Here is a 14,703-nt window from a genome sequence, read left to right on the forward strand (position 1 = left end):
TCACTGCACCTCCGCTATCTTGCCGTTCACGGTCTGCTCGACCCCGGCCGCATAGGTCTCGGCGAACCACTGCTCGAGTTCATCGCTGGTGAACGAGTACGCGGGTTCGCCGTCCTCCTCGCCGAAGTTCTGGTCGTAGTTCAACTGGATGTGGAGAACCCATTGGCCGCTCTGGCCGATGACCTCGAGATAGTGCGCGTCGGCGCTGCCGGTCCACCCGTAGAGGACGCCTTGGTCCCATTCGCCGGCAAGTGCGGATTCGGTGAATCCCTCGCTTGACGAGCCCGCCGACTGCGCGCTTCCCGCGCGCTCTTCGTAGGCCGATGCGGCAGCGTCGGCGCTCTCGGTCGGCACGAGCTTGACCTTGAGCTCACCGCCGCCGCCGAAGTTCTCGTACTCTCCGGAACTGCGGAGGTTGAGGAGGCTTCCGCAACCGAAGGCGTCGGGGTCGAGGGTGTTGCCGAGCTCGGAGGGTCCGGGCGCACCGCCTTCGACATTGGTACCGCCCCATCCCTCGATCCCCATCTCGTCGGCGATCGGCTGGAGGTTGTCCAGGACTTCGCACGCGTTCCAGGTGGCCATCTCGGCGTACACCGGGTTCTCGCCCGAACCGTCTGAGGCGTCGTCGGAGGCGTTGCCCTCGGAATTGCAGGCGGACAGCAGGAGTCCGGCGGCGGCCGCGGCGGTACAGGTCTTGGCGAGTCGATTCATGGTGAGGGGTCCTAGCTCTCGATGTCGGCGCCGGGTGCGCTGAGCATTTGGACGTTCAGCTCTTCCGCCTCCATGTGCAGGCCGAGAGCGTCGTTGAGCGTCACGATCGCACCGTACAGATCCTGGCGGAGCTTTTGAAGGTTGTTCCAGACCTCTTCGTGTGCGCGCTTGTAGTCGTCGCGTGCCTGCTGCGAGGATTCGAGCAGCCCGAATCCGGGCTCGACACCGAGTTCGCGTTCGGGCAGCAGCATCTCGGTCAGCTCGGTGACGTGATTGAGCCGGTTGACCAGCTCGTCTCGGAAGGCTTCAAGATATGTGGGATCAAGGATCCGCTCGGCCACGACGGGACCTCCGGGGGTGTTTCGGGATCTTTTGTCTCTGAGTCTCATGGTATCGGGTCGTCACCATGCGTGCGGTACACCGAAACGCGGTCGGAGCGAACTCTCGCTGGGGGTCCCGATCCGACGTGCCGCCCTGCGGCCGTGGCCCATCGGCCGCGCGGTCGTCGCGGCCGATTTCGGGGCGCGAGGGCCGACAGCGTGTAGCGGACCATATATATAAGGCATACGGGAACGGCCCCCACCGATCCGGTGGGGGCCGTTCCCGCTGCTTGACGGGTGCGCGGGTCAGTGGCCGCGGGTGTTGCGGGTGACGTCGAAGCGTTCGGCGGTGACGTCGAGGTCCGCCTGCTGGAAGGACCGCTGGGGGCGCGAGCCCGGGCGGTCGGGGACGATGCGCGGGAGGTCGTCCTGGCCCTGCGGGGCCGGGACCGGGGGAGTGGTGCGCTGGTCGGGGACGCGTCCGGAGGCGCGCTCCGTGCGGTTGCGGACGCGGCCGGGAGTGCGGGGGCGGTCCTGCTGCCGCTGCTGGCGGCGCATGCGGTCCACCGGGATCGCGCCGGTCGAGGTCGGGAGGGCCTCCTCGTCCTCGACGTGGATGCCGAGCTGCTCGCGGCGGGTCACCGTCTTCGGCGTGGTCCCCATGAGCGCGAACAGGAGCACGATGATCCCGAGCGTCGCGACGCCGAGGATCGGCAGGATGAGCATGATCGGGTCGATGCCCTCGACGGTGTCGCGGCCCTCGTTGTAGAGGGTGACGCGGACGCCGGCCATGCCCGTGTAGTGCATGCCGCACACCGCGATCGCCATGACGACGCCCGCGGCGGTGTGCCACCGCCAGCCGTCGAGGTACATGCCGCAGAACAGCGCCGCGGTCGCGGCGACCACGGCGATCACCACGGAGGCGATGAAGTAGGTCCGGTCGTGGGAGATGAGGCCCGAGACGTTGATGGCCGCCATGCCCGAGTAGTGCATGACGACGACGCCGAGGCCGGTGAGCGGCCCGGCGATGAGGATCTTTCCGACGGTCCCGCGGTTGCCGGTGCCCGCGACCAGGAGGCCGAAGAACACCGAGCCGACCGAGGCGACCAGGCTGAGGAACGTCCTGAGCGGGTCGTAGGCGATGTCGGAGTCGATGACCTTGAAGCCGATCATCGCGGTGAAGTGCATCATCCAAATCGCCGTGGCGCCCAAGGAGAACGAGGCCAAGGCGATCCACTGCACCCGCTTGCGGACCGCTTTCACCGTGCCGTCCTGCCGGCGCGCCTGCGTCATGCACATCAGCGCCAGGATCGAGCCCGCGAAGGCGAATCCGAACGACATGATGGGGTTGATCCACCCATAAGTGAAGTGACTCACATGTTCCACCAGCGGTCTTCCTCCCCAGGCGGCTGCCCGTATCCGGAATGTTGCGCGATTGCGATCGGCGCGGTTCGAAACCTATACGACTACTGTCCGGCGGCATCCGCAAGACGGACAGTTGCACTAGGACGGTCATTTCGGTCGAGTCGGTCGAGGCTCGGGGAGGCGAGCACCCCGAAGACCATGCCGACGATGGCGACGAGCGCCAGGATCAGGATCGGCAGCAGCAGGATCAGCGGGTCGATGCCCGACAGGTCCGACCGCGCCGGGCCGTCGATGCGCACCGCGGCCATGCCCGTGTAGTGCATGCCGACGACGGCGACGCTCATGACGCCCGACGCGAGCGCCATCGACCCGCGCCGGTCCACCACCGCCGCGAAGCGCAGCGCCACCGTCGAGGCCACCACCGCGATGGCGGCGGAGGCCGCGACCAGCGCCGGGTCGAAACCGACCCGTCCGCCCGTCGCGACCGCCGCCATGCCGGTGTAGTGCATCCCGACCACGCCCGCGCCGCACAGCAGTCCGCCCAGCGCCAGGCGCGGCCAGCCAGCGCGCTTGCCGCCGGACGCGAACAGCCCGACCCCCACCGCGAGCACCGCGAGCCCGAATGAAGCGGCGGTGAGCGCGGGGTCGTAGGCGATGTCCGCCCCCGTGACGGTGAAGCCGATCATCGCGATGAAGTGCATCATCCAGATGCCGATGCCGCCGATGGCCAAGGCGGCCATGAGGATCCAGCGGAGGCGTCCGCCGGCGGTGGCGGCGGCGCGGGCGTAGCGGGAGGCCGACAGGCCGAGGAAGGACCCGGCTGCGGCGAAGGCGAGGCCCATCACCGGATTGAGCCAGCCGTACGTGAAGTGGTGGTGCTCGAGCGTGACCGCGAGCGGGTCCATGGCGTTCCCTCCTGGAAGGCGTCGTGGATCCACCGTGCCGCAGCGGATGCCGGCGCCGTCGCACACGATGTGCGAGTTGTCCCGGGACGCGAAGTCGGTTGTGGAGGGTCTGCCCGGAACGCGCCCTTCGGAGGGCGAGGCGCGGGCGCGGACCAAAGCCGCGAATCGGACGGCACCGACGGTGGCCGGGTCGCGGCGGTCGGTGCCGGCGCGCTTCGTCCGAGCCGGATCAAGCCGTTGGTCTGAGGCTCATCATCCGAGTAGTCGGATTTCTCGACCGGACAGCCGAATACCGCGTAGGCGTGTGTCTGAATAGTCAGTGTTTCTTGAGATTCGCCCGGTAACACGGTGCGATACGGAGCCGGATTCAGTACTCCGGTACGCCCCTGGATTTCGACGCCCTCGTTCGTCATGATGGAATCTGCTGGGCTTCACATGCCGCCCCCCGTCGTCCCCGGCGGCAGGACGGCAGCCGGCGCGCGCCGTCGGCCCGAGACCGAGCCCGGCCCGGCACGGGCCCGTCGGTCTGACACAGAGGACCACCCCAGGAGGCTAGACAAGGTGAGCAAGCGCAGCTCGAACCGTGCGGGTTCAGCGGCTCGACGAGGACCGCTCGGCCTGCCCCGCATCGCCGACATGCGAATCCGGTCCAAGCTGGGACTGATCCTCCTCGTGCCCCTCGTCGTCCTGGTGGCCGTCGCCAGCCTCCGCCTGTACGACCTGGCGGACCAGGTGTTCGAGTCGGCCGACATGGTGGACCTCGTGGAGTTCAACGCCGTCACGGCCGAACTCCGGTACGACCTCCAGGTCGAGCGGTCCCTGCTCGTCACCAACCTGCGGCTCGGCGAGGACCACGTCGAGGGCATCGACGAGACCCAGTACGACGAGGCCGCCGTCGCCGCCCAGCAGCAGGCGACCGACGACGCGCTCGACCAGTTCAACGAGAAGGCCGACGCCCTCCCCTCCCTCTCCGACGACATCTCGAACCGCATCGACGCCGTCCGTACCCAGTACGAGAGCCTGCGCCAGATCCGCCAGGCCGCCGCCGACAGCCCCGACGGCGTCTCGATCGACGCGACCTCCCGCGTCTACCAGCGGCTCGTCGCCGAACTGGTGACGATCACCGACATCTCCTCGCGCATCGTCAACGACCCCGAGATCGCCCGGAACCTCCAGGCCATCGCCGCCGCCACCACCGTCCTCGAGACGCTGGAGGAGGAGCGCGCGATCGCGATCAACGTCGGCAACGACAAGAAGTTCATCAACAACACCCGCTGGCAGAACTTCATCGCCTTCGCGACCCAGCGCAAGACCGCCGAGGACCAGTTCAAGACCGTCGCCGACCGCGACGAGCAGCTCGCGTTCTTCTTCAGCCCGGGCGGCCTGAACACCGCCGAGGCCGAAGCGGCCCTGACGTTCGAGAACGAGGCGGTCAACGCCGGCACCGACAAGCCGCTCGTCGTCGACGCCGCCGTCATCGACTCCTACAACGCGATCCTCAAGAACGGCCTCGACTACATCAACGCCGAGTCCGACGAGGTCCTGTCCGACGCGACCGCCGACCTGAACGCGCAGATCTTCCAGCTCCTGCTCGAAGCCGTGCTCATCCTCGCGGCGTTCGTCATCGCGACCGTGATCGCCCTGCTCATCGCCCGCAACATGGCGACCGGCCTGCGCCGCCTGCGCGAAGGCGCGCTGGACGTGGCGCACGTGTCGCTGCCCCAGGCGGTGGCGCAGATGCGCGACGCGGAGACCATCGGCAACCGGACCCCGGACGAGGTCGCCGCCGACACCGGCGCGGTCATCGACATCGACCAGCGCGACGAGATCGGCAACGTGGCGCACTCGTTCAACATCGTCCACACCGAGGCGATCCGCATCGCGGCCGAGCAGGCCGCCCTGCGCGCCAACGTCTCGCAGATGTTCATCAACCTCGCCCGCCGCTCCCAGAACCTGGTCGACCGGCTCATCGGCCACCTCGACCACCTGGAGCGCGGCGAGGAGAACCCGGACCGCCTGGCCGAGCTGTTCCAGCTCGACCACCTCGCGACCCGCATGCGCCGCAACGACGAGAACCTCCTGGTGCTCGCCGGCGCGGACTCCACCCGCCAGGAGCGCTACCCGGCGCCGATCGGCGACATCCTGCAGGCGGCCCAGTCCGAGGTCGAGCAGTACACCCGCATCGAGTTCGGGAACCTGGAGGCCGAGCGGGAGATCCGCCCCGCCGCCGTCAACGACCTCGTACACCTCATCGCCGAGCTCATGGACAACGCGACCGCGTTCTCCCCGCCGGAGTCCCCGGTGCAGGTCGAGGCCGAGCAGATGCGCACGGCCGACAGCCCGAACGGCGCGATCCGGGTCCGCATCAACGACGTCGGCATCGGCATGCCGCCGGCGCAGATCGAGGACATCAACCGGCAGCTCTCGGAGTCGGCGGACGTCATCGACCTCGCGTCCTCGCGCATGATGGGCCTGGTCGTGGTCGCCCGCCTGGCGCGGCGCCATGACGTCCACGTCGAACTGCGCCCCGGCGAGCAGCGCGGCACGGTCGCCGAGGTCATCCTGGGCGACTCGGTCCTGACCGAGCCGAAGCTCCCCGAGCGCGGCCTGCGCAGCGGCGTCCCGCTCGAGGGCGTCAACGGCAACGGCCCGCGCGGCGAGCTGCTCGGCATGGAGGCCACCGGCGCCCTGCCGCGGGTCCCCGAGAGCCCGGCGGGCCTGTTCGACACGGCCCCGCCCTCGACCCCGCACTCCCCGCCGTCGCCGCAGCCCACGCCGCCCGCGTGGCAGCCGAGCGCCCCGCAGGTGCCCTCGCGCCCGAACACTCCGCCGGCGGTCGAGCCCGTCACCGGCGAGTACTCGGTGCAGCGGCCCCAGCAGGCGCAGGACTTCCAGCCGCAGGCGTTCCAGCAGCGCCCCGTCGACGAGGAGCCGGGCTTCATGTTCCGGCCCGGCGGCCTCGCGGACGAGCGCAAGGCCAACGGCAAGGTCATGGAGGTGACCGGGGAGATCGTCTCCTCCGAGCACGTGGCCCTGCCGAAGATCCAGCTCGAGGCGTGGACGCCCGAGCCGGAGCCGGCCCCGCCGTCGTGGCCCGACGTCGCCGCGGCACCGTCCGGCACGGAGGCGCCGCGCGCCGCCCGCCGCGACCGGGTGTCCGCCGTGGACGCCACGACCGAGCTCCCGATCTTCCGCGAGGTCGAGTCCGCCTGGTTCAAGGCGGTCACGCCCGCGCCGAAGAAGGTCGACGACGAGGCCGCGAAGGTCGAGGACGCACCCGAGTCCTCCTTCCGGTCGGCCTCCCGTGAACCCGCGGAGGTGGCGGAGGCATCCGCACCGCGCTACGCTGACCAGTCAGGTGCGGACGAGTCCCCCGCCCAGGCTCGGGACGCGGCGCCGACCTCCCCTCCGCAGCCCACGGAAGGCCCGACCATGCAGAGCACCCCCGCCGCCGACGATTCGCCGGCCGCCTCGGGTCTCGAGCGACGCCGCCTCACCTCCCCTGAATCCGACACCGGGTCCTACGCGTGGCGCACCGCCGCCGACGACGGGTGGTCGCGCGTCGACAACGCCTTCGCCGAGACCATCGACGAGACGACCCCGGTGGGCCTTCCCAAGCGCCGACCGATGGAACGCCTCGTTCCCGGCGCGGTGGAGGAATCACAGGAGACCGTCAGCGCGCAGAAGCGCAACCCCGAGGGCATTCGGGGCCTGCTGTCGGCCTATCACCGTGGGGTGCAGCGAGGACGTGGCAATGACGGCAACTGAGTCGCTGATCCGCAACACGGCAGACGCTACTAAGGAGCGCAAACGATGAGCACTGGTGGAACCTCGGTCCAGGACCTGGGCTGGCTGCTGGCCGGCTTCGCCGAACGCGTGCCGGGCGTGGCCCACGCCGTCGCGGTCAGCGCCGACGGTCTGCTGCTGGCGTCCTCCCGGGACCTGCCAAGGGACCGCGCCGACCAGCTTTCGGCGGTGACCTCGGGTCTGGTGAGCCTGACCCAGGGCGCGTCCCGCTGCTTCGAGGGCGGCGCCGTCCTCCAGACGGTGGTCGAGATGGACCGTGGCTTCCTCTTCCTGATGTCCATCAGCGACGGTTCCTCGTTCGCGGTGCTGGCGTCGAAGAACTGCGACGTGGGCCAGGTCGGCTACGAGATGGCCCTCCTGGTCGACCGGGTCGGCCAGGCCCTCACGCCTTCGGCCCGAAGCTGATCCGGGCCGCTTCCGGTGCACGCTTGGCGCAACGGGTGGCGGCACGGTAGGCTCCATTCGAGCGGGAACGCAGCTGAGAATGGGACGAACTGAACAACGAACCCCTCCGTCGCATCCCCAGGCGACGGGCCGGTGCCTCCCCGGGCACCCGGTACACGGATAACTGACAAGACTGCGGCACAAGGATTGTGGGATCTGGTGCCGTGGTTGGAGGTAACAATGGTCCTCGGTGGTGATGAGCCTACTGGCTCACTCGTCAGACCGTACGCGGTCACGCGCGGCCGTACGCGGCCGCAATTGGAGATCGCACTCGAAGCGCTGGTGGAGACCACCGCGCGCGGCCGGTCCGGGCAGTTCCTCGGCGGCAGGGAGCAGAAGGTGATCGTCGACCTGTGCGGCGGCCGGCTCCAGTCGCTCGCGGAGATCGCCGCACGCATGGAGGTCCCGCTCGGGGTCGCCCGCGTGCTGGTCGCCGACATGGCGGCCGACGGCTTGTTGGCAGTGCACGAACCCACCGGCTTCGACGCGGACGGCGGCGACGAATCGGTCGGAACCGAGCTCCTTGAGCGTGTCCTCAGTGGACTCAGGAGGCTATAGACCCTAATGAACTCACCCGCAGACACCTCTCGTGTGACCTCTGCCAAGATCGTCATCGCCGGTGGCTTCGGCGTCGGCAAGACGACCTTGGTCGGATCGGTCTCCGAGATCACCCCGTTGACGACCGAGGCGATCATGACCTCCGCCTCCGAGGGCGTCGACGACAACAACCTGGTGCCCGACAAGGCGACGACCACCGTCGCGATGGACTTCGGCCGCATCACGATCGACCAGGACCTGATCCTGTACCTGTTCGGCACCCCGGGCCAGACCCGCTTCTGGTTCATGTGGGACGAGCTGGTGCGCGGCGCGATCGGCGCCATCGTCCTGGTCGACACCCGCCGCCTCGCCGACTGCTTCTCGGTCATCGACTTCTTCGAGCACCGCAAGCTCCCATACCTGGTGGCGGTGAACTGCTTCGACGGCAAGCAGCTCCACGAGATCAACGACATCCGCGACGCCCTGCAGATCTCGCACGACGTCCCCGTGATGTACACCGATGCCCGCAACCGCGAGTCCACCAAGCAGGTGCTCATCAAGCTCGTCGAGTACGTGCTGTCGATGCGGCGAACCCGCACCGTCGGCGTCCACTAAGTGCCCACAACTGGACGCATGACAACCGACCGCGAACCGCGCCCCCGCGCGCGGTGACCGTCTAGGCTGACCCGAACCACCTGGACCATGCTGAAGGCGCCCAAGGCAGAACGCTTTGGGCGCCTTCAGCGTTCTTCGGGAAGCCGTCGAGATCGCCCCTCGGAGCAGGCGGGTGCTTCGACGTTCCGGGCTGTGGGTGGCCGCGGTTGCTGAATCGGCGACAACGAGGTGAGTGGAGGGGCGGGCCTGGTTCTCCGGCCGTCTGGTTCGGTGAAGCCCGCGTTCAAGCGGCGGCGACACGGAGTACGCGGCGGGGAAGCGCGTGCGGCCGCCGGGTCCCCGGTTCGACCGGGCATCTCCTTCGGCGTGTTCCTGCTTGGGCGCGGCGAAGGGCTCGAACCCGTGCAAGGTTCGAGCTGAGCGGCTGGGACAGTGCGGCCCCAGAGGTACAGCTCCCCTTCCCCGCCCCGGCCGCTGCCGGAGCGGGCAGCGTAAGAACGGTGGCCGGCCCGGTGTCTCACCTTTCGGTTCGCTGATCTCGGGCGGCAGCGGCTCCCGGCCGGTCCGCGGGTGGGGGATCGGCGGTGGTTCGCCAACTCCGGCCGGTTCGGTCTCAGGTCCGGGGCCCGTGAATCTGGCTCGGCATTCGGCTCGCGCTTCCCGGATGGCGACCAGAGCGCGTCGTTGCTCGGCTGCTTGGGCTCTGGCGTCGAGGTCGGGTTTGAGTGTCTGCGCCCATTCGCTGCGGTAGAGACCGGTCGGGAAGACGTCCCAATCGGTACCGCTGTTCTCGGAGTCCATGTCCCGGTCGCTTCGCCAGTCCGAACATCCACACCCGCCCCGGCCATCCTCGACCTGCCCGACCTCCTCCTCTCCGGCCCTGACCTGCCTGGCCGAGTCTCGCCCGGTCGCGCCTCGGTGAGCGGCGGTCCCGGTCCCACTCCCGATCCCGGTGCCGGGGCAAGCGGCAGTCCCGGCCTTGACCCCGGCGGCGGTGGCCGTCCCAGTCCTCGTCCTGGCGCCGGCGCTGGTCTGGATGGTCCGCGTGTGGTCGTGGTGGGTGATCACTGCTGTCCCGGGGCCGGTCTTGACCACTTCCCAGCCGATGGTGTGGATGCGGCCGTGGTGGAATCGGCACAGGAGGATCAGGTTGTCGGCGTTGGTCTCGCCGCCGTCGGCCCAGTGGACGATGTGGTGTGTCTCGGTCCAGGCGACCGGGCGCCCGCAGCCGGACCAGGCGCAGCCTTCGGGCTGTTCGAGTTCGAGCTTCCTGCGCAGCGACGCGTTGGGGAGGCGGGCGGCCCGGCCGAGTTCGACGGCCTCGCCGCTCTGGTAGTCGAAGACCGAGGGGATGACACCGGCTTCGCAGGCGAGGAGACGGGCCTGGGCGACCGAGATCGGCCTGCCTTCGAGGAGGGGCAGGCGGCCGGTGTCCTTGCCTTGGAGGGTCTCGATGTCGACCGTGAGGTCGAGGGTGGCGGTGTGGCCGTGGCGGGTGGCGGCTTCGGGGGAGGTGCCGTATCCGGCGAGGAGCTGGTGGAGGGCCTCGGCGTTGCGGTTCGCTTGTGGGGGAAGGACGCCGTGCTGGTCTGATTCGTCTTGGCGGGGCGGTGGAACGGCCGTCTTGAGGTACTTCTCGAGGAGGCGCCCGGTGTCGCCTGCGAGTTCGCCGGAGAGGGCCCACATGCCGTTGTCGAGTTCCGCCAGCTCGATCCATTGCAGTGACTGCTCGCCGAGGCCTTCGAGGAGTTCGGTCTCTTCGGCGAGGGAGGCCGCGAGGGAGTCGAGGTGGCGTTGGAGGTCCTTGATCGGGGCGTGGCGGCAGTACTCGGCGATCAGGTGCTCGGGTGTCGCGCACTCGGTCCGGTCGTCGAAGGGGGAGAAGACAGGTTCTCTGAAGGGGGTGCGGGCGAACAGGCGCATCGCGGGGGTGCGGTCGAGTTGCCTTACGGCGTAGGCGACCTGGTCGATCCGCGCCCGCCCGGTGGTGGCGGCAGCGGCGAGGATCGGGAACTTCCGGGAGAGGCGGGCGATGGCGGCGATGTCGGCGGCGGTGCGGTTGTGGAAGTCGAAGGTGGAGACGAGCCAGTCCCGCAGGGCTGAGAAGCCGAAAGCAATGCGGTGGAGATTGGCTTCCTTGGCCTCGATCACCGCTGACAGCACTTGGGCGTGCTGGGTGTTGATGACCTCGGCGGCCGCAACGAACGCGATGCGGATGGCCTGAGCCTGCGCGGCCCGGTCGGTGCCGGAGATGAGGGAGGCGGCCGGGCGCCCGGCGGGGAAGGCGAGTGCGGGGTGTGAGGGGGATGAAATGGGGGTGGTGGTCATGGAGTTCGCCTCCCTTCTTGCAAGGCTTGCTGTTCTCGAATGCGTTGCTGTTTTCCGCTTGCTTGTTCGATTGCTGTGACTCAATTGTGACTGTGGGTGGTCAGTGGTGGCAACACCTAGAAGAGTGAATGATGGTGAGAAAGTTTCATCGCGGACCGCGGAAGCGCCTGGGCCGCAATCGCAACCGCCGATGACGTCGACCGTCGCCGCGGCAGGCGAAGCGGACCCGGCGGCCGAGAAGCGAGCTCGATGCGTCCTCGTCGTCGCTGCCAGAAGACCCGGGCCAGGATGGCGCGAAAGGCCGAAGCGGAAGCTGGATGCGATCCGGTCGTCGCCGCCAAGGCCCGGCCCTGACGGCGCGAAAGGCCGAAACGGAAGCCCCGCCAATGCGACCTCATGTTGCAGCGTCGCGCACCAGGACCGGCCCCGACGCGAACGGCCCCGACGCGAACGGCCCCGACGCGGAAGCCCCGGGACCGTGGATGCGCTTGCTCAGACGACCTTCGGGATCGAGCCCGTGTTCGTCAGGGCCTCGTTCAGGAGCGGGCCGACCTGCATCGTGAACTGGCCGAGCTCGTAACCGAGCTGCTCGCGGTCGCACTGGGAGACCGCCAGGAGCGTCAGGCAGATCTGCGGGCCGACCGGGGCCGCGAGGAGGACGCCCTCGGCCATCTCGACGATGACCTGCTGGGCGGGGCCGTGGTCCATGGACCGGCCGGCGCCCTCGCCGATCGACAGGAGGCCGGATCCGATGCCCGCGAGCTGGTCCGCGCGCTCCTTGGGGAGTCCGGCGGACACCGCCAGCGGCAGTCCGTCGACGCTCACCAGAACCGCGTGCGAGAGCCCCGGCGTGCGCGCCACGAGCGATCCGAGCAGCATGCTCAGGGAGCGCTCGTAGACGCCGAGATTGGCGCTCATCGGGCCGCCATCCTCTCCGTCCTGGCGGGGCTCCCCGGGCGCCCGCCGCGGGCGCGGCCCCAGCCCCGGAAGTAGCCGGCGGTGTTCTGCGCCAGCAGCTCGGGGTCGCGGTCGATCGGCTCGTCGAAGCGCGGGTTCTCGTCGGGGACGACCGCGCCGGGTACGAGGTTCGCCTGCGGCTTGCGCCGCGGCAGGCCCGCCGCCGTGGTCGGCTCCTCGGTCGCCGGCGTCTCGGTGGCCGTGCGCGCGGTGCGCCAGCCGTCGTCGCCGGGGAGGTTCCACGACTCCGCTTCGGGCTCTTCGGTCTCGGGCCGCTTGAACCAGGCGCTCTTGGCCTGGCCGAAGATCAGGAGGCCGTCGTCGTCGGCGGCGAGGCTCGCCACGTCGACGATGTTGACGTCCTCGCGGGGCTGCCACGGGTGGCGGCGCGGCTCGTCGGCGCGGGGGAGCTCGGCCGGCTCGGCGCGGCGGCGCCGGATCGACCGGGTCTGCCCGCCGCTCTCGGCGTCGACCGGCTGCTGCATCGACGGCGACGAGAACGAGTCGGGGATGACCTGGGTCGCCTCGAGGTCCGGCAGGACCGAGTGGAGCTGCGAGGCCGGGTCCAGGGCCCGCAGGCTCTGGCGGTCCGGCAGGTCCCCGGGGAGGCGCACGGTGCGGTGCGTGTCGGAGTCGTGCCCACGGCCGCGGCGGCGCACGGCGGCGCGGTCCTCGGGCGGCAGCGGCGGCGGGGTGGCGTGCGTGGCCGGCTCGGGCTTGGGGCGCTTGGCCTGGAGCAGGCCGATGAGTCCTTCGAGCGACCGGTCCCAGGCCGAGACGGCGTCGGCGGTCGCGGAGACGGAGGGCGCGACGGACGGGTCGTCGCCGCCGCCGATCTCCCGGATCGCCTCGGTGAGCGCGCCGGCCATCGCGGCGACCTGGCCGGGGTCGGCGACGGTGGCGAGGTCGGCGGCGAGCTCCTCGGTCGAGATGGACTGGAGCGCCCCGGGCTGGGGGAGCCGGGTGAGGATCGCGACGGCGTTGGCCTCGCTCGGGTCGTCCCAGGCGGCCAGCGCGGCGGGGAAGACCGCGCGCAGGAGGCACGTGAGCGCCTCTGCCGCGTCGTGGCGGGCCCTGGCGGCCGCGGCCACCGTGTCCAGGATCGGGCGCAGAGCGGCCACCTCAGGGCGTGCGGCGACCGGCTGCCCGGCGACCTCCCCGGTGGCGAGGCCGCGGGCGATCGCGATGGCGTCGTCGAGGGCGTCCTTGGAGCGGGCGGCGGGGCTGTCGGCGCGGACGACGAGCTGTCCGGCGGCGGCGGCGAACTCGACGAGGTTGACGACGTCGCCTGAGTAGGAGATCGAGACGGACTGGCCGGGGGCCGATCGCGCGAGGAGCCCGTTGAAGCGGACCCAGCCGCGGGGGTCGTCGCCGAACGTGTCGGTCGCGATGAGGCTGCCGCCCGCGGCAACGAGGGCGACGGCGCACGCGGTGTCGCCGTGCCCGGCGCCGGACACCTGATGGTCGGTGGTGATGCCGCAGAACACTTGCACCCGCGGAGCTCCTCTCGTAGGGCGCGCAGCCGGCGCTGTCCCCTGTCGCCGGGGCTGGAGCCCGGCCCGTTTTTACCAGTCCGTTATCAGTTTTCCGCAGAATACTCGGTTCTGCAAGCGGACGGTCAGTGCGGGTTCGCCCACGGACGGAAGGTCATAGCACACAAAACCGCCAATTCGCAGACCGCCCTGACCAGGCCGTTCCCTTGTGGAATAACGCCGCGCGGTTGCCGCGGATCACAAGGGGCGGCACCGGAATTCGGACTCGGCGGCCCATCGGGCATGGGCTGTTCGGGGGATGGCGGCGCGCGCTATCCGCGCCATTCGACATGGTCGTTGATCTTCGCGATGACACCGCGCCATGCGATGGCCGCCTGCTGCGCGTCGTTGCGCCGCAGCCGCCGCTTCGCGAACTTGCCCTTGATGCCGCCTTCGACGACGACGCGGAACGCCTCGTCGAGGTCGTCGAGCGGCGACCCGGGCGCGAGGGCGGCGACGATCGAGTCGTTCTTGAGCGCGTACCCGAGGTCGCGGCCGACTTCGGCGGCCTTGATGAGGAGTTCGGGCTCCCACGCCTCGTGGCCGCCGCGGAGGTTCGCGACGACGAGGTCGAGTTCGTAGATGTCGGCTTCGTCACAGACGATGTCGGCTTCGGTGACGCGCTCCTGGAGGTCGGCGTACTCGTCGATCACGGCGAGGTCGTGGTCGTCGTTCTCCATGACGTACGCGACGAGCGCGGCCTGATCGCGGAAGACCAGCAGCTTCCCCTTGCGGGTCAAGAAGACCGGGACCTCTTCGGGCTCGGCGTCGAGGGCGTCCACGTCCTCGTCGTCCTCGGCTTCGGGCTCCTCGTCCTCGAAGTCGGCCGCGTCGGGCTCGGGGGCGTCCTCGTCCTCGGCGTTGTCGGCGATGTCGGGGCGCTCGTCGACGTCGTCGGCCTCGACGAGCTCGTCGAGTTCGCCGGCGTCGTCGTCCTCGGGCTCGTCCCGGTCCGCCTTGGCGGCGCCCGGCAGGGTGTCCGACATCCGGTAGGCGCGCAGGGTGTACCCCGAGTCCTTGCCCAGGTGGAGCTCCACCGGGTCGACCCCGGTCTCGTTCCAGAGCTTCTCGGTCTCGGCACCGCGCTCCGGCGCGTCAGATTCGGCCGCCATGTCGCGTCCCTCCCGTAAGTCGGTCCAGCTGGGGAACAGCCTACGACGCAGGTGCGCGCCGCATCGCATC

12 protein-coding genes and 1 pseudogene are annotated in these 14,703 nt (G+C 70.0%); 5 read left to right on the forward strand and 8 right to left on the reverse strand.

The features are described 5' to 3' along the window. The 4 genes from GFD30_RS12660 to GFD30_RS12675 form a co-directional block, all read right to left on the reverse strand. Positions 1-711, reverse strand: a complete 711-nt coding sequence (locus GFD30_RS12660; protein ID WP_153025562.1) for a hypothetical protein — start codon at positions 709-711, stop codon at positions 1-3. 11 nt (positions 712-722) lie between these two features. Next, positions 723-1,052, reverse strand: a complete 330-nt coding sequence (locus tag GFD30_RS12665; protein ID WP_153025563.1) for a hypothetical protein — start codon at positions 1,050-1,052, stop codon at positions 723-725. Positions 1,053-1,337: 285 nt separating this feature from the next. Continuing rightward, positions 1,338-2,417, reverse strand: coding sequence for an MHYT domain-containing protein (locus GFD30_RS12670; RefSeq protein WP_153025564.1), 1,080 nt, complete (start codon positions 2,415-2,417; stop codon positions 1,338-1,340). Between the two features lie 80 nt (positions 2,418-2,497). Further along, positions 2,498-3,301 carry an MHYT domain-containing protein gene (locus tag GFD30_RS12675; RefSeq protein WP_153025565.1) on the reverse strand — a complete coding sequence of 268 codons (804 nt, stop codon included), beginning with the start codon at positions 3,299-3,301 and terminating at the stop codon, positions 2,498-2,500. 636 nt (positions 3,302-3,937) lie between these two features. On the opposite strand from GFD30_RS12675, the gene GFD30_RS12680 reads away from it, so the two are divergent. The 4 genes from GFD30_RS12680 (at position 3,938) to GFD30_RS12695 (ending at position 8,704) form a co-directional block, all read left to right on the forward strand. Beyond that, positions 3,938-7,069 (forward strand): sensor histidine kinase, encoded by a 3,132-nt coding sequence (locus tag GFD30_RS12680; protein WP_194201945.1) that lies wholly within the window; start codon positions 3,938-3,940, stop codon positions 7,067-7,069. Positions 7,070-7,114: 45 nt separating this feature from the next. Beyond that, entirely contained in the window at positions 7,115-7,513 is a 399-nt protein-coding gene (locus GFD30_RS12685; protein WP_030161947.1) for a roadblock/LC7 domain-containing protein, read from the forward strand. Between the two features lie 219 nt (positions 7,514-7,732). Beyond that, positions 7,733-8,110 carry a DUF742 domain-containing protein gene (locus GFD30_RS12690; protein WP_106364086.1) on the forward strand — a complete coding sequence of 126 codons (378 nt, stop codon included), beginning with the start codon at positions 7,733-7,735 and terminating at the stop codon, positions 8,108-8,110. 6 nt (positions 8,111-8,116) lie between these two features. Continuing rightward, entirely contained in the window at positions 8,117-8,704 is a 588-nt protein-coding gene (locus tag GFD30_RS12695) for a GTP-binding protein (protein WP_125249875.1), read from the forward strand. Positions 8,705-9,880: 1,176 nt separating this feature from the next. Here the strand turns inward: GFD30_RS12695 and GFD30_RS28260 are convergent. Then, a pseudogene (locus GFD30_RS28260) lies at positions 9,881-10,390 on the reverse strand (DUF222 domain-containing protein); the annotation flags it as partial. A 102-nt stretch (positions 10,391-10,492) separates the two neighbouring features. Here GFD30_RS28260 and GFD30_RS26960 point away from each other — a divergent pair. Continuing rightward, positions 10,493-10,807 carry a hypothetical protein gene (locus GFD30_RS26960; protein ID WP_153025567.1) on the forward strand — a complete coding sequence of 105 codons (315 nt, stop codon included), beginning with the start codon at positions 10,493-10,495 and terminating at the stop codon, positions 10,805-10,807. A gap of 717 nt (positions 10,808-11,524) precedes the next feature. Here the strand turns inward: GFD30_RS26960 and GFD30_RS12710 are convergent. The 3 genes from GFD30_RS12710 to GFD30_RS12720 form a co-directional block, all read right to left on the reverse strand. Continuing rightward, complete coding sequence (locus GFD30_RS12710; protein WP_091048495.1) at positions 11,525-11,950, reverse strand: roadblock/LC7 domain-containing protein; 426 nt, start codon at positions 11,948-11,950, stop codon at positions 11,525-11,527. Beyond that, positions 11,947-13,482: a hypothetical protein gene (locus GFD30_RS12715; protein WP_153025568.1), complete on the reverse strand. Its 1,536-nt coding sequence runs from the start codon at positions 13,480-13,482 to the stop codon at positions 11,947-11,949. The genes GFD30_RS12710 and GFD30_RS12715 overlap by 4 nt, the downstream gene beginning before the upstream one ends. A 311-nt stretch (positions 13,483-13,793) precedes the next feature. Continuing rightward, positions 13,794-14,633: a DNA primase gene (locus tag GFD30_RS12720; RefSeq protein ID WP_153025569.1), complete on the reverse strand. Its 840-nt coding sequence runs from the start codon at positions 14,631-14,633 to the stop codon at positions 13,794-13,796. Positions 14,634-14,703 lie beyond the last annotated feature (70 nt).

The organism is Glycomyces albidus, from assembly GCF_009451885.1.
GTDB lineage: Bacteria > Actinomycetota > Actinomycetes > Mycobacteriales > Micromonosporaceae > Glycomyces > Glycomyces albidus.

Coding starts and splice junctions, on each gene's coding strand:
- GFD30_RS12675 (WP_153025565.1), bottom strand. CDS start 3,301: ATGGACCCGCTCGCGGTCACGCTCGAGCACCACCACTTCACGTACGGC.
- GFD30_RS12710 (WP_091048495.1), bottom strand. CDS start 11,950: ATGAGCGCCAATCTCGGCGTCTACGAGCGCTCCCTGAGCATGCTGCTC.
- GFD30_RS12680 (WP_194201945.1), top strand. CDS start 3,938: ATGCGAATCCGGTCCAAGCTGGGACTGATCCTCCTCGTGCCCCTCGTC.
- GFD30_RS12660 (WP_153025562.1), bottom strand. CDS start 711: ATGAATCGACTCGCCAAGACCTGTACCGCCGCGGCCGCCGCCGGACTC.
- GFD30_RS12695 (WP_125249875.1), top strand. CDS start 8,117: ATGAACTCACCCGCAGACACCTCTCGTGTGACCTCTGCCAAGATCGTC.
- GFD30_RS12690 (WP_106364086.1), top strand. CDS start 7,733: ATGGTCCTCGGTGGTGATGAGCCTACTGGCTCACTCGTCAGACCGTAC.
- GFD30_RS12720 (WP_153025569.1), bottom strand. CDS start 14,633: ATGGCGGCCGAATCTGACGCGCCGGAGCGCGGTGCCGAGACCGAGAAG.
- GFD30_RS12685 (WP_030161947.1), top strand. CDS start 7,115: ATGAGCACTGGTGGAACCTCGGTCCAGGACCTGGGCTGGCTGCTGGCC.